Genomic DNA, 12,827 nt, shown 5'->3' on the forward strand with positions numbered 1-12,827 from the left:
ACACCTCCTGCACCACCGCGCGATTTCAGCGACGCGGCGGACGGCCCATCGCATCGGGCTTCTTCATTTGTCCTCCGCGATCCGTCGTGCCGGGCGCCGGCGTGCAGGGCTTCTTGGCCGAGTCGGCGGCGGGGCGCGCCATCGCGCCACCCGGTGCCGCCATGTTCCCGCCGGTCGCGGCCATGTTGCCGGTCGGTGCCGCCATCCTTTCGCCCGGTGCCGCCATGTTCCCGCCCATGGCTCCGCCGCGCGCCGTTGCGGTGTCGCGTGGCGTCGGCTTGGGGCACGGCATCATGGTGGTGTCCTGCATCATCGCACGCTGGGCGCGCGGCGCGGCCTGCGCCTCGAGTGCGCTGGCCGAGAGTGAGAGGGCGATCACGACGAGAGTGAGACGGAGCGGGGACATGGGCAAGGCCTCGGACGGAGTGTAGGTCACGATCGCCGGGTGCGATCACGCCGCCAGTAGCGTTCCCCCCCGCCGGAAGTTCCTCGAGCGGATCCGGGAACAATCGGACCGGCTCGTCGATACTGCCGACGTGACCACCATCTCGCATCGACATCATTGGATCGTGCGCGCGACCCACTGGGTGAATGCCGTCGCGTTCCTGGCGATGGTCGGCTCGGGGTTGCGCATCTTCAATGCCTACCCGGCCTTCGCCCGGCGCGGCGAGAGCTTCCCGCTCAATCCGTGGGAGGGGACGCCGATCCCGTCTTGGCTCACCTTCGGCGCCTGGCTGGGCGGGGCGCGCCACTGGCACTTCGCGATGATGTGGGTGCTCGTCGCCAACGCCTTCGTCTACCTGGCATTCATCTATCTGCACGGGGAGTGGCGCGACCTCGTCCCGAGGCGCGGCACCCTGCGCGACGCCTGGGCGATGGTCCGCTTCTACCTCTGGCTCGAACGGGAGCATCCGCGGCAAGGGAAGCACAATGCCCTGCAGCGGATGGCGTACTTCTCCATGCCCTGGATGGCGGCGGTCATCGTCGTCACCGGCATCGCGATCTGGAAGCCGGTCTCGCTCGGATGGCTCGCGGCGCTCTTCGGAGGATATGCCTACGCGCGCTTCTTCCACTTCATGGCGATGGTGGTGCTGCTCGTCGCCGCGCTGGGGCACGTGTTCATGGTGTTCGCCGTCGATCCATTCTCCTTGCGAGGGATGATCACCGGCGGGTACGACGAGTCGCGGTCGCCGGAGGCGCGCAATGCGCGACCGTTCGTCAATCTCCTTCGACGTGGGGCCACGGTGTCGTCCGCCGCGCCGGCCCCCTCCATCGCCGCCGCACCGACACAGGAACCCGACGCATGACGCCTCCCCCCGACCGCCGCGCATTCCTCCGCGCCGCAGGCCTGAGCGCGGCCGCGCTCGCGCTCACCGCGTGCGACAGCCGAGGGCCGCGCGAGGCGGCCCGGCTGCTCCGGTACGCGGAGCGCAAGAACGAGCGCATCGAGCGGGCGCTGGTGAGCCACACGAGCATGAACCACGGGTCGCCGGGCGCCCGCATCGCGGGCGACGCGTTCCCCTCGTACCACATCAGTGACGCGGTCCCGGTCTGGGATCCCGCGATGCGCGGGGCCTGGCGCCTCGAGGTCGGCGGGATGGTCGCCCGCCCACTCACGCTGAGCCTCGCCGATCTGCAGCGGTTGCCGCGTCGCACGCAGCGCGTCGACCACTTCTGCGTCGAGGGGTGGACCGCGGTCGCCGAGTTCACCGGCGTGCGCGTTCGCGACCTCGCCGCGATGGCGCAGCCGGACCCGAAGGCAGGATACGTGGATTTCGAGAGCTTCGACGATGGGTACCACGAGAGCTGGGACCTCGAGAGCGCCCTGCATCCGCAGACGATGATCGTGTACGGGAAGGACGGGCGCGACCTCTCGCCTGCCTACGGCGCGCCGGCGCGCGTGCACTCGCCGATCAAGCTCGGCTACAAGAACACCAAGTACCTCACCCGTATCATGTTCCTGCCCGAGCGGAACGGCGGGTACTGGACGAACGCGGGCTACGAATGGTTCGGCGGGACCTGACCCCGGGGCGCAGCGCGGGTCCTCGCGCGCCGCGCCTGCACCACGATCGACCTTGGTCTCCGGGCCTCAGCGGACGCTGAGGCCCTTCTGCACGGCCGCCTCGATGTCCTGCTCCGCGCCCACGCCGGTGTACACCACCTTCCCCCGGCCGTCGAGCACCACGACGTAGCTCGTGTGCGGAACGGCGAACGCCTTGGTCGCCGCATCGTGCCGATCGAACACGAACTCGCCGCCCATCCCGTTCGCCGCGACGTGCGCTCGCTGCCGCTCAGGGGACTGATTGGATGACACACCCACGCTGACGAATGTGACCTGCCCGGCGTGGCGCGTCCGCGCGGCCTGCATCGCCGGCTCGAGCTTGCGGCAGAGCGGGCACCAGGTCGCCCAGAACTCGAGCACGACGGGCTTCCCCTTGCCGATGTAGGTCGCCAGGTCCATCGGTCGGCCGTCGAGGGTCTCGACCATCGCGGCGGGGGCCATCGTGCCGATGCTGATCCCCGCCTCCTGCGCGTCGAGGTGACGGGACTGGGTGCTGACGAGGGTGAGCGCGAGCGTGAGCGTGAGCAGGTGTACGGTTCGGCGCATCATACGAGGAGTTGTCCCATGGAAATGAGGTAGTACTCGGCGACGCCGAGCAGGAGGAGCGCGAACGCCCGCTTCACCCAGAGCATCCAGGGGCCGGCGCGGGGGAGCCGGAGGGCACTGTCGGTCGCGAAGGCGACGACGAGCAGGAGGGAGCACATGCCGACGGAGAACGTGAAGAGGTAGAGCAGCCCGAGCATCGCGCTCTGCGTGCGCGTGACCCACGTGAGGACCGCGGCGAGCACGGGCGCACCGCACGGCGCCGCGACGAGGCCGGACGCGGTCCCCATGAGCAGCACGCCGGTGAAGCGCCCGCCGTCGCCGAGCGTGGCGGCGCGCGCACGCCACGCCTGCGGGACGGGCACGGGGATCACGTCCGCCATCATGAGGGCCGCGAGCAGCATGGTGTTGGCCATCGCGAACGAGAGCCAGGGATTCGTGCTCGTGGCCCCGAAGAGGGTGCCGCTCAGGCCCGCCACGAGGCCAAGGGCGGCATACGCACCGGCCAGGCCCAGCACGTAGGTCGCGGCGAGCAGCATGCGGCGCAGGCGCGTCGTCGACTCCCCGCCACCGATGATCGCCACGGTGATCGGGATCATCGGATACAGGCACGGGGTCAGGCTGGTCAGCACGCCGCCGAGGAACACGGCCGCGAGCGCGGTCAGGGGCGACGCCGTAAGCGTCGTGCCGAGTTGCGAGAGATCGGGGAGCATGGCCGCCAGTAGCGCCGAGGTGCGGACGAAGTTCCCGGCGCACGCGCGGGAACTCTTTCCGCCGCGGACGATTGTGAGGGGAGTGTCCGCCGCCGCCCGCATGCCCCCAGCCGACCACGCGACGTTCGAGGCGATCGCCCTGCCGCACCTGCCGGCGGTGGCGCGCGTGGCGCGCGCGCTCGCGAAGGACGCGAGTGACGCCGACGACCTCGTCCAGGAGACCTTCCTGCGAGCGCTGCGGCATTGGGACACGTTCGCTCCCGGCTCCGACTGCAAGCGGTGGCTCGCGACGATCTGCCGCAACGTGTTCCTCGCGCAGAAGGGCCGCGAGGCGCGCGTGACGGCCGTGGAGGACGAGACGCTCGAGGCGCTCGGCGCGGCGGACACGCATCTGGCGGCGCGCGCGGTCGGGCTCGACGACCTGTTCGACCGTTTCGACCTCGGGCCGGCGATCCTCGAGGCGGTCGCTGCACTCTCGCCTGCCTTCCGCGACGTGGTGACGCTCTCGGACGTGGAGGGATTCACCTACGAGGAGATCGCCGAGCTCCTCATGATCCCTCTGGGCACCGTGCGTTCGCGACTCTTTCGCGCCCGGCGCCTGCTTCAGGAGTCGCTGCTGGCGCACGCCGTCGATCGCGGCTTCGCGACCGCACCGCTCCCCATCACGGAGATTCCATGATCACCCTGCCAGTCAGCCGAAGCGAGTGCGCCGAGATCGTGATGCGACTCTGGCCGCATTTGGACGGTGCCCTTCCGGAGTCCGAACGGGAGCGCGTGATCCGGCACTTGCACGAGTGCACGGATTGCCGCTCGCACTACGATTTCGCGAAGGCGTTCCTCGAGGCGGTGCGGCGCGCGCCGTCGCCACCTGATGAGTTCGTGGGACTCCGGTCTCGCGTGGTGTCAGCCCTTGCGGCGGCGGCGGAGTGAGGCGGGGGATCGCCGGTCGGACTCAGTCCGTGCCGGCAATCCCGTCCACGAGCCCCTTCGCCCACGCGATCTCGTCCTCGACGACGAGATGTCCCATGCCCGGATAGATCCGGCAGTCGACGTTCGCTCCCATCCGCGTGAAGTGCGCCGCACTCTCGCGCACGCGTGGCTCGGGGATGTGCGCGTCGATGTCGCTGCAGCCGAGGAAGATCGGCGTGCCGGCGAAGTCGCCCTCGGCGCTCCAGGTCGTGCCCGGCGGACCGATGAGTCCGCCCGACAGCATGATCACGCCGCCATACCGCATCGGTCGCCGTTGCGCGGCCGTGCCGGCGAGGCACGCGCCCTGCGAGAAGCCGAGCAGCACGATCCGCTCGCTCGGCACGCCGGCGGCGATCGCGTCGTCGATGAGGCCGTGCACCACGCTGATCCCCGACGTGATCCCCGGCTCGTTCGCGGCGGTCGGGGCCATGAAGCTCATCGGATACCAGGTGCCGCCGCTCGCGGTGGGGCCGAGGCAGGCGATGTCGCGGCCGGCGATGAGGGGCGCGAGTTCGAGGATGTTGCGCGGCGCGGCCCCGCGGCCGTGCACCATGATGATCACCGCCTTCGCGCGGGCGAGTGGCGGGCCGATGGTGACGAGCGGCTGGCCGGCGTGCGGCGGGACCGTGGATGGCATCAGCGGATCAGTAGGTGACCGTGGGGAGCAGTCCTTCGATGAGCCCGCGCCGTGATTCCTCCCAGGGCGGGAGCTTGAGGCCCTGGCCGAGCTCGGCGAGCGGCTCGTCGATCGCGAAGCCCGGCGGGAGCGTCGCGATCTCGTAGAGCACCCCGTTGGGTTCGCGGAAGTAGATCGAGGTGAAGTACTGTCGATCCATCACGTCGGTCACGTGCAGGCCCATGCGGCGCAGCTCGCGCTGCATCCGCAGCTGGTCCTCGGGGGTCGCGACGGCGAAGGCGACGTGATGCACCGTGCCGAGCCCGTTGAGGCCGGTGGGCGCCGCCCCCGCGTCCTCGACCTCGACGATCGCGCCAGGTCGCGCGGTGCCGCCGATGGCGAACCGCTGCAGCCCCTCGGCTTCACCGACCTTCGTGGCGTCCATCATCGCCGTGAGGAGTTCGACCGTTCGCGCTGGCAGGCGCACCGGCATCGCGACGCTGTGGATGCCACGAATCGCCTGCTCGGCGGGGATGTCGGGCCGAACCCAGGGGGTGCGCGCATCGTCCGTGGTGCCGATCAGCCGGATGTGCAGCCCGGAGGGATCGTCGAACCGGAGCGCGTCCTCCCCGAACGGCGTCTCGCGTCCGTCGAACGGGACACCCGCCGCGCTGAGGCGCTTCCGCCAGAAGTCGATCGCGCCGGCCGGCACGCTGAAGGTGGTCACGTCCACCTGACCGGCGCCGTTGGCGCCGGGGCGCACGCCGAGCCCGCCGTACGGGAACGTCGTCATGATCGTCCCCGGTTCGCCCGCCTCGTTCCCGTAGTAGAAGTGGTAGACGCCAGGGTTGTCGAAGTTGACCGTCTTCTTGACGAGGCGCTGGCCGAGGAGCCCGACGTAGAAGTCGAGGTCGGCCTGCGCGTCAGTGACAGTGGCGGTGACGTGGTGCAGGCCGGTGATCAGGGCGTCCATGCCGGTGCTCGGGAGGAGGGTGCGCGGAATATGGCCGGACGTGTCGGCGAACGGTACGTTTGCACGATGCGAATCCTCCGACTCGGTCTCCCGCTCGCGCTCGTCGTCGCCCCGTGGGCGCTCGCCGCGCAGTCCTTCGACGTGCTCGAAGCGACCATCCCATCGGTCCACGCCGCGATGAGCGCCGGTCGCCTCACCTGCCGGCAGCTCGTGCAGGCGTACCTCGACCGCATCGCCGCGTACGACCAGACCGGGCCCGCGCTCAACGCGATCCAGAACGTCAACCCGCGCGCGCTCGCCGAGGCGGACTCGCTCGACGCTGTCCTGCGCGCGCGCGGTCCGCGCGGGCCGCTCCACTGCGTGCCGGTGCTCATCAAGGACCAGATCGAGACCAAGGACATGCCGACCACCTACGGGTCGGCGCTCTTCAAGGACTTCGTCCCGCAGCGGGACGCGACCGCGGTGCAGCGGCTCGAGAAGGCCGGCGCGATCATTCTCGCGAAGACGACCATGGGCGAGTTCGCCTCGCGCTACGTGAGTTCCTCGGCGGGGATCATCCGCAACGCGTACGATCCCACGCGCAATCCGAGCGGATCGTCCGGCGGCTCGGCGAGCGCGGCCGCCGCCAACTTCGGACTCGTCGCGCTCGGCGAGGACACCTCGGGCTCCATCCGCGGGCCAGCGGCGGTGAGCGCCCTCGTCGGGTTGCGCCCCACGCTGCCGCTCGTGAGCCGATTCGGCATGCTCCCGGCGAACCCGACGCAGGATACGATGGGTCCCATGACGCGCACCGTCGCGGACGCGGCGCGCGTGCTCGACGTGATCGCCGGCTATGACCCGAACGACCCGGTGACCGCGTACAGTGTGGGGAACACGCCGGCGAGCTACGTGACGTCGCTCAAGCCCGACGCGCTCAAGGGTGCGCGGATCGGCGTCCTGCGCATCCGGCGCGACACGACGGTTGCCCGGACCGCGCGGGGGGATTCGATCGCCCGCGCCGACACCGCGGCCGCGCGCCGCGACTCGGTCGCGCGCTTCACCGCCGGCGAGTACGCGAAGGTGCGCCCGCTCTTCGAGCGCGCGATCGCCGACCTGCGGGCGCAGGGGGCGGAGATCGTCGACTCCATCGCGGTGCCCATCGTCCCGGGTCCGCGCGTCGGGAACGACTTCGAGACCGAGCAGGCGACCGATGCCTACCTTGCGCAGCACCCCAACGCGCCGGTGAAGACGTTCAAGGAGATCCTGCTCGTCGGCGGCGTGAATCCCTGGCGCGCGCGCGGGCTGATCGAGTATGTGGGACGCACGATGGACGAGGCGGGGTACGGCGCCGTGCTTCGCTACCGCGAGGCGCTGCGCGTCGCGATGCTGAAGCTGATGGCCGACCAGCGGCTCGACGCGATCATCTACGCGACGTATGACGCGCCGCCGGCGGTGATCGCGCCCGACGTGCTCACCAGCCCGCGCCCGAACGACGGGTACGGCCGCGGCGACAACCGCGGCCTGAGCCCCACGCTCGCCTGGCCGGCGATCACCGTGCCGATGGGGTTCTCACCCGATGGACTCCCCGCGGGGCTCGAGTTCCTCGGCAAGCCGTGGAGTGAGCCCAAGCTGCTTGGGTTCGCGTATGCGTACGAGCAGGCGACGAAGCACCGTCGGCCGCCGACCACCACGCCGACATTGCGCTGATCGGGCGGACTAGCGCCGCGTGCGATCGCGGAAGATCGGATCGGCCGGCGCTGCGATGCGCGTGATCTCGTCGGCGGTGAGCCCCACGAGATCGCGTAGCACCTCCAGGCCGTGTACGGGATCGAAGACCGGGTAGTCGCTGCCGAGGACCACACGGTCGAAGTCGATCGCTCGAAGGTCGGCGGCGAGGAGTGCGCGCTCCTCCGGCGTGGTGGCAGGGACCCCCTCCGAGTCGCGCTCGAGCACGACGGCCGAGAGCTCGAAGTGTATCAGGCGCCGACGTTCCTCGCGCCTCTCGGTCTGCTGCCGCCAATCGCGCAACGACGCGAAGACACTTCGGGTCCACGGGCCATAGCCGCCGCTCCCGCCGAGGTGCGCGATGACGACCTGGAGATCCGGTTGCGGCGTGAACATCCGGTCCGCAAGTCGGCGGATGTCGGAGGTGTCGAGGCCGCGGCGCTGAGGATCGACGTGGAGGAGGATGGGCAGCGATTCCGCGACGGCGAGCGCGGCGATGCGCGCGAGCGCGCCGAGATGCGCCTCGTCGCGCAGGTCGACCATCGAGCTGGCGAGATGGAGCTTGATGCCGGCGACGCGGAGCGAGTCGATGCAGTAGCGCAGTTCGTCGACTGCCCACACGGCGATCGCCGGTACGGAGCAGAGCGCGACGGCGCGTCCGGGATTGCGCCGTGCCTCCGCCGAGACGTGGTCGTTCTCGCGGCGGACGCGCGTCCGCACCGTCGAGTCGGGAATCCCGAGCGCGCCGGAGAACTCGGTGTTGCCGTACAGGTGCGCCATAGGGACGAGAACGACCGAGACGTTGGTGTCCGGGCGTTCCCTGAGCAGCGCGCCCAACGACGTGTAGATCGAGTCCGGGCGGGAGAACGTGACGCCCACGGCACGCCAGTCCCGCATGACATCCGGCCCGAGGAGATGGACGTGATGGTCGGTGAGGCGTACGGAGGCCGACGGGCCGTCCGGGACGGCGCAAGCGCTGGCCAGGAGTGCGAGGAGGCCGATGGTAGAGGCGATGCGAGTCCGCACGCTGGGATCCCCACGGAGAGGAGGATCGGCTCTCCGCCGACTAGAGCCGATAGATCGTGATCGACGTGTCCTCGAAGGTGCGCGTCAGCGCTCCCTTCGGCAACTTGTGCATCCGCGCATGCTCCACCGCGAGCACCTTCGAGAACCGGCGCGCCTGCCAGGACTCGATCACCCGGTCGAGCATGCGCGACTCGTAGGGGGGATCGCAGAAGACGAGGTCGTACGCGCCCTCGTTGAGCTGTCCGGCGAAGGGGAGTGCATCCTTCTTGAAGATCCGCGTGCGCTCCTTGAGCCGGAACTTCACGACGTTCGACTTGAGGGCCGCGAGGCTCGACGGCCGCGTCTCGACGAAGTCGCATCGCCGCGCGCCGCGCGAGATGGCCTCGAGGCCGAGCGCGCCGGTGCCGGCGAAGAGGTCGCAGCAGCTCGCGTCGGGGAGGTCGGCGGCGAGGAGGTCGAGCAGGCCGGCCCGCACATGCTCGGCGGTCGGCCGGACGCGGAAGTCGCTCGGCGAGACGAGGTCGCGTCCGGCGAACTTGCCGGCGACGATCCGCACCGCGCTACTCGCCCTCGGGGATGACCCGCGGCGGGAGCCCCATCTCCTCGAGCGTCATGATGGGCGCGCCACCTTCGCCGCCCGCTTCCTTGCGTGCCTTCTTCTCCTCGGCGCGGGCATCCTTCTTGGCCTTGCGGTCGAGCTCCTTGCGGCGCTTCTCGAAATCGTAGTTGGGCTTGCGTGCCACCTGGGAACCTCGGCGCTGCGGGGGAAGGGCGCGGGGCCGGAGCGGCAGGCATCGCGGGCGTACCCCTGCAAGCTAACGGGTCGCGCTCGACCGTGCGCTCTCCAGCGGGTAGATTCGCCGCCATGACGATCCGCGTCCTGGTCACCGGCGGCACCTTCGACAAGCAGTACAACGAGCTCGCGGGCACCCTGACGTTCGGGGACACCCACGTCGAGCAGGTCCTCGAGCGCGGCCGCTGCCGGCTCGACGTGGCGGTGCAGGTGCTCATGATGATGGACAGCCTCGAGATGCAGGACGTGCATCGGGCCGCCATCGTGGCCACGGCGCGCGACTGCGCCGAGCGGCAAGTGGTGATCACGCACGGCACCGACACCATGGTCGAGACGGCGCGCGCGCTCGCCGCGGAAGTGCGGGACAAGACGATCGTGCTCACCGGCGCCATGGTCCCGTTCGCCTTCGGGTCATCCGACGGACTGTTCAACCTCGGCAGCGCGCTCTCGTTCGCTCAGGTCCTGCCCGCCGGCATCTACGTGGCGATGAACGGCCGCTGGTTCGCGTGGGATGACGTGCGCAAGAACCGCGAGCTCGGGGTGTTCGAGTCCATCAAGGGCGCGTGAGCGGACCGGTCCGGGACCTCGTGCGGCTGCTGCGGGAGATGCGGCCGCGTCTCAACGAGGGCGTGTTCGTGTTCTGCGCCCTGCCTGAGCACGCGAGCGTGCCGGCTGGCGCGATCGCCTGGTTTCACGAGCGCGAGGGGCGCTCGGTCGTGCTGCCGGTGGTCGAAGCGCGCGCGCTCGGCCTCGATGGCGACGACGCGATGGCCTGGATCACCCTCGAGGTGCACTCGGCGCTCGACGCGGTGGGACTGACGGCCGCCGTGAGCGCGGCGCTGACCGCCGAGGGGATCCCGTGCAACGTCGTCGCGGCGCTGCGGCACGATCACCTGTTCGTGCCGCACGCGCGCGCCGCCGACGCGATCGCCGCCCTCGAGCGCGTCGCGGGCGGCGCGTAGACCTCAGTACCGGAAGAGCCGGTTCACCTTGATGATGAAGGCGCGGTTCTTGAGCCCGCGCACCGTCGTCGGCGTGACGAAGCGGTCGGCGGTCATGTCGCGCTCGTCGGTGTAGACGAGGAAGATCTCGCTCCCGGGCGCGTACTCCCATCGGAAGCGGAGGTTGGTGCTGAACGCGCGGTCGGCGGAACTGTACTGCAACAGCGCGCTCGCGAACATCAGCGGCGTGAAGCCGTAGTCGATGCGCGCCCGAGCCAGCCTCGTGGTGAACGCCGCGGTGGGCCGTTCGATACGGACGACAGCGAACGTCGGTTCGACCGCAAGCTGCTTCAGGATCGCGATGCGCGCCGACGAGAAGGAGTTGCTCGGGCCGATGGTGATGCTGCTGATGGTACCATCGTAGTACTGCCCGCCCTGGAGGCGGACGGTGCCGGCCGCGCGCCGCTGCGCACCGAACTCGTACGAGACCGCGATGTCGCTGAAGTCGTAGCCGCCGGGGAGGATGGCCACGGTGGAACCGGTCGGCGTGAAGGGCTGCCGGAGGAACTCGTAGTCGCGCGTGACGTCGATCGCGAACTTGTCGGAACTCTGGAACTCGGTGTCGAAGTGGCCGAGCCAGATGCGGGTCTCGACCGTGCCGGCGCCGTTCTCGATGTACTCGCCCGAGGTGGTCCAGGTGAACTTGCGCACGCCCTTGAACCGCGCCGTGGGGCGCGGGCTGAAGCGGAGCTGGCCGTAGGAGCGCCGGATGTCGGCGCGGCGGCGGAACCCGATCTGGGGGTCGAAGTCGGCGCCGACGGCGAGGTGCTCGGCGACGGCGCCGTATCGGTCCGCGCTGTAGTCGAGGCGTGCCTGGTAGCTCGCGTCATCGGTGCCCGTGCCCGGTGCGGCGCCGGTCAGCTTCGTCCGCGCCCAATAGGCGTTGGCGGTGAGCGTCTGCGAGATCAGGAACGCGCCGTCGACGCCGAAGGCCGCGCTCGACCCGATGCCCGACGTCGCGACGGAGCGGTTGGTCGCCATCACGCCGACGGAGCTGCGCCGCAGGATGTCGCGCTTGAGGCGCAGGACCGTGAAGTTCGTCGGTGGAGTGGTGGCCCTCGTGTTCTCCGCGGTACCGATCTGCACGAGCCCGACGGCGTAGGGGCCGAGCTTCCCGGTGAGGCGGCCGCCCACGTCGATGGGGATCACGCCGCCGTTGTTGAGGCCGATGCGCCGCGTGTAGAACATCGTGGGCACGTCGGAGGAGGCGGTGCTCCCCGTCGCCCCCGTTCCACCGCGCGCGAAGTCGAAGATCCCGCGCCCCTCGAGGAAGAACTCGCGCTTCTCCGGGAAGAAGAGGCTGAAGCGCGTGAGGTTCACCTGCTGTTCGTCGATCTCGACCTGGGCGAAGTCGGTGTTGACGGTGAGGTCGGCGGTGAGGTTGGGGGTGAGGCCGTACTTGAGGTCACCGCCGACGGCGGTGCTGAGGACGTCGTTCTCCGCCGGCGTGCGCACGCGGTCGGTGGCGACGCGCGCGAGGGCGTACGGCTTGAGCTCGAGGTTCTTCCCGGCCTCGGGCAGGTCGAGCCCGACGAGCGTGCCGCCCGCCGAGACGCGGTTGAGGGCTTGGGGTCCCGCGAGGATCTGCGGCACCCGCGTGAGGTACGTCCATTCGTTCTTGTGCCGGATGGAGCGACGGATCTGGATCCCCCACTGCTGGTCGCGCCCGGCCCGGAAGCGCAGCGACTTGAGCGGGATCGCCATCTCCACGATCCAACCGCCCTCGAAGCGTCCCGTCCGCGAGGTCCAGACCGGATTCCAGTCCGTGTTGGACCCGCCTTCGTCGATGATCGAGTAGTCGGCACGCGCACCGAGCGGGTTGGTGTAGAACGCGAAGCCGCTGCGCCGGTCGTGGAAGGTGTCGAAGAGCACGCCGAAGTGCTCGTTGTTGCGCAGGCCGCCCGTGTCGCGGCGAAGCTCGTTCACCACCCATTGCTCGGGGGGCGCCGCATCCCAGCAGCGGCAGGTCACGTACATGTGCTCCGTGTCGTACATGACCCAGATGTCGCTACGTTCGCTCGCCGGCGCGCCGTACGCGGGGACGACCTGGATGAGGCCGTCGAAGGGGAGCTCGCTGGTGTAGACGGCCTCGTCGAGGACGCCATCGAGCGTGAGCGGAGCGGGGAGCTTGATGGCACGGACGGTGGCGCGCCCGGCGGTGTCGCGAGCGATCACCGCCGGTGCGACTGGCGCCGGCGGGTCGTCGCCCCGCGCAGCGGGGGTCTGCGCCCGCGTGATGGCGGGGAAGGCGATGAGGACGAGCAGGCGGAGCGCGCGGGCGCGCGCGCGCGAGTGGTGCGAGGACATCGAGCTCCGGGGGCGGGCGGACGGGGTGGGATGCGGGAATATCGCGCCGGCGGGCCGTGCGGGCGATGCTGACGCTCTGGCGGCACCCTGTTCGCGAGGACAACTTGGCACGTCTTCCAT

At 70.3% G+C, this 12,827-nt stretch carries 16 protein-coding genes; 7 read left to right on the forward strand and 9 right to left on the reverse strand.

Annotated features, from left to right (window positions below):
* Positions 1-25 precede the first annotated feature (25 nt).
* The gene (locus IPJ78_11610; GenBank protein ID MBK7907195.1) at positions 26-406 is read right to left on the reverse strand and encodes a hypothetical protein; all 381 of its coding nucleotides are present in this window, start codon (positions 404-406) and stop codon (positions 26-28) included.
* A 130-nt stretch (positions 407-536) separates the two neighbouring features.
* Between IPJ78_11610 and IPJ78_11615 the strand changes: the two genes are divergently transcribed.
* Positions 537-1,307 (forward strand): cytochrome b/b6 domain-containing protein, encoded by a 771-nt coding sequence (locus IPJ78_11615; GenBank protein ID MBK7907196.1) that lies wholly within the window; start codon positions 537-539, stop codon positions 1,305-1,307.
* Positions 1,304-2,023 (forward strand): molybdopterin-dependent oxidoreductase, encoded by a 720-nt coding sequence (locus IPJ78_11620; protein MBK7907197.1) that lies wholly within the window; start codon positions 1,304-1,306, stop codon positions 2,021-2,023. Before IPJ78_11615 ends, IPJ78_11620 begins: the two co-directional genes overlap by 4 nt.
* Before the next feature lie 66 nt (positions 2,024-2,089).
* Here IPJ78_11620 and IPJ78_11625 read toward each other — a convergent pair whose 3' ends face one another.
* Both IPJ78_11625 and IPJ78_11630 read right to left on the reverse strand, forming a co-directional pair.
* Positions 2,090-2,608, reverse strand: coding sequence for a TlpA family protein disulfide reductase (locus IPJ78_11625; GenBank protein ID MBK7907198.1), 519 nt, complete (start codon positions 2,606-2,608; stop codon positions 2,090-2,092).
* On the reverse strand, positions 2,608-3,318 hold the full coding sequence (locus IPJ78_11630; GenBank protein ID MBK7907199.1) for a sulfite exporter TauE/SafE family protein: 711 nt from the start codon (positions 3,316-3,318) through the stop codon (positions 2,608-2,610). Before IPJ78_11630 ends, IPJ78_11625 begins: the two co-directional genes overlap by 1 nt.
* An 82-nt stretch (positions 3,319-3,400) precedes the next feature.
* On the opposite strand from IPJ78_11630, the gene IPJ78_11635 reads away from it, so the two are divergent.
* Both IPJ78_11635 and IPJ78_11640 read left to right on the forward strand, forming a co-directional pair.
* Positions 3,401-3,997 carry a sigma-70 family RNA polymerase sigma factor gene (locus IPJ78_11635; GenBank protein MBK7907200.1) on the forward strand — a complete coding sequence of 199 codons (597 nt, stop codon included), beginning with the start codon at positions 3,401-3,403 and terminating at the stop codon, positions 3,995-3,997.
* Positions 3,994-4,248, forward strand: a complete 255-nt coding sequence (locus tag IPJ78_11640; GenBank protein MBK7907201.1) for a zf-HC2 domain-containing protein — start codon at positions 3,994-3,996, stop codon at positions 4,246-4,248. The genes IPJ78_11635 and IPJ78_11640 overlap by 4 nt, the downstream gene beginning before the upstream one ends.
* A gap of 22 nt (positions 4,249-4,270) precedes the next feature.
* Here the strand turns inward: IPJ78_11640 and IPJ78_11645 are convergent, their stop codons facing one another.
* Both IPJ78_11645 and IPJ78_11650 read right to left on the reverse strand, forming a co-directional pair.
* Positions 4,271-4,924 (reverse strand): phospholipase, encoded by a 654-nt coding sequence (locus IPJ78_11645; GenBank protein MBK7907202.1) that lies wholly within the window; start codon positions 4,922-4,924, stop codon positions 4,271-4,273.
* A gap of 7 nt (positions 4,925-4,931) precedes the next feature.
* Entirely contained in the window at positions 4,932-5,876 is a 945-nt protein-coding gene (locus IPJ78_11650) for a ring-cleaving dioxygenase (protein MBK7907203.1), read from the reverse strand.
* Between the two features lie 72 nt (positions 5,877-5,948).
* On the opposite strand from IPJ78_11650, the gene IPJ78_11655 reads away from it, so the two are divergent.
* Positions 5,949-7,562, forward strand: a complete 1,614-nt coding sequence (locus tag IPJ78_11655) for an amidase (protein ID MBK7907204.1) — start codon at positions 5,949-5,951, stop codon at positions 7,560-7,562.
* 9 nt (positions 7,563-7,571) lie between these two features.
* Here IPJ78_11655 and IPJ78_11660 read toward each other — a convergent pair whose 3' ends face one another.
* The 3 genes from IPJ78_11660 to IPJ78_11670 are packed head-to-tail and all read right to left on the reverse strand — an operon-like array spanning position 7,572 to position 9,349.
* Positions 7,572-8,606 carry an amidohydrolase family protein gene (locus IPJ78_11660; protein ID MBK7907205.1) on the reverse strand — a complete coding sequence of 345 codons (1,035 nt, stop codon included), beginning with the start codon at positions 8,604-8,606 and terminating at the stop codon, positions 7,572-7,574.
* 40 nt (positions 8,607-8,646) lie between these two features.
* Complete coding sequence (locus IPJ78_11665) at positions 8,647-9,162, reverse strand: RsmD family RNA methyltransferase (protein ID MBK7907206.1); 516 nt, start codon at positions 9,160-9,162, stop codon at positions 8,647-8,649.
* Between the two features lie 4 nt (positions 9,163-9,166).
* A complete protein-coding gene (locus IPJ78_11670; GenBank protein ID MBK7907207.1) occupies positions 9,167-9,349 on the reverse strand; it encodes a hypothetical protein in 183 nt (60 codons plus the stop codon).
* Positions 9,350-9,471: 122 nt separating this feature from the next.
* On the opposite strand from IPJ78_11670, the gene IPJ78_11675 reads away from it, so the two are divergent.
* On the forward strand, positions 9,472-9,966 hold the full coding sequence (locus IPJ78_11675) for an asparaginase (protein ID MBK7907208.1): 495 nt from the start codon (positions 9,472-9,474) through the stop codon (positions 9,964-9,966).
* Complete coding sequence (locus IPJ78_11680) at positions 9,963-10,361, forward strand: ACT domain-containing protein (protein MBK7907209.1); 399 nt, start codon at positions 9,963-9,965, stop codon at positions 10,359-10,361. The genes IPJ78_11675 and IPJ78_11680 overlap by 4 nt, the downstream gene beginning before the upstream one ends.
* Positions 10,362-10,364: 3 nt before the next feature.
* On the opposite strand, the gene IPJ78_11685 is transcribed toward IPJ78_11680, so the two are convergent.
* On the reverse strand, positions 10,365-12,707 hold the full coding sequence (locus IPJ78_11685) for a carbohydrate binding family 9 domain-containing protein (GenBank protein ID MBK7907210.1): 2,343 nt from the start codon (positions 12,705-12,707) through the stop codon (positions 10,365-10,367).
* Positions 12,708-12,827 lie beyond the last annotated feature (120 nt).

Source organism: Gemmatimonadota bacterium, from assembly GCA_016714015.1.
GTDB lineage: Bacteria > Gemmatimonadota > Gemmatimonadetes > Gemmatimonadales > Gemmatimonadaceae > Pseudogemmatithrix.

Coding starts and splice junctions, on each gene's coding strand:
- IPJ78_11610 (MBK7907195.1), bottom strand. CDS start 406: ATGTCCCCGCTCCGTCTCACTCTCGTCGTGATCGCCCTCTCACTCTCG.
- IPJ78_11650 (MBK7907203.1), bottom strand. CDS start 5,876: ATGGACGCCCTGATCACCGGCCTGCACCACGTCACCGCCACTGTCACT.
- IPJ78_11640 (MBK7907201.1), top strand. CDS start 3,994: ATGATCACCCTGCCAGTCAGCCGAAGCGAGTGCGCCGAGATCGTGATG.
- IPJ78_11630 (MBK7907199.1), bottom strand. CDS start 3,318: ATGCTCCCCGATCTCTCGCAACTCGGCACGACGCTTACGGCGTCGCCC.
- IPJ78_11675 (MBK7907208.1), top strand. CDS start 9,472: ATGACGATCCGCGTCCTGGTCACCGGCGGCACCTTCGACAAGCAGTAC.
- IPJ78_11625 (MBK7907198.1), bottom strand. CDS start 2,608: ATGCGCCGAACCGTACACCTGCTCACGCTCACGCTCGCGCTCACCCTC.
- IPJ78_11685 (MBK7907210.1), bottom strand. CDS start 12,707: ATGTCCTCGCACCACTCGCGCGCGCGCGCCCGCGCGCTCCGCCTGCTC.
- IPJ78_11620 (MBK7907197.1), top strand. CDS start 1,304: ATGACGCCTCCCCCCGACCGCCGCGCATTCCTCCGCGCCGCAGGCCTG.
- IPJ78_11645 (MBK7907202.1), bottom strand. CDS start 4,924: ATGCCATCCACGGTCCCGCCGCACGCCGGCCAGCCGCTCGTCACCATC.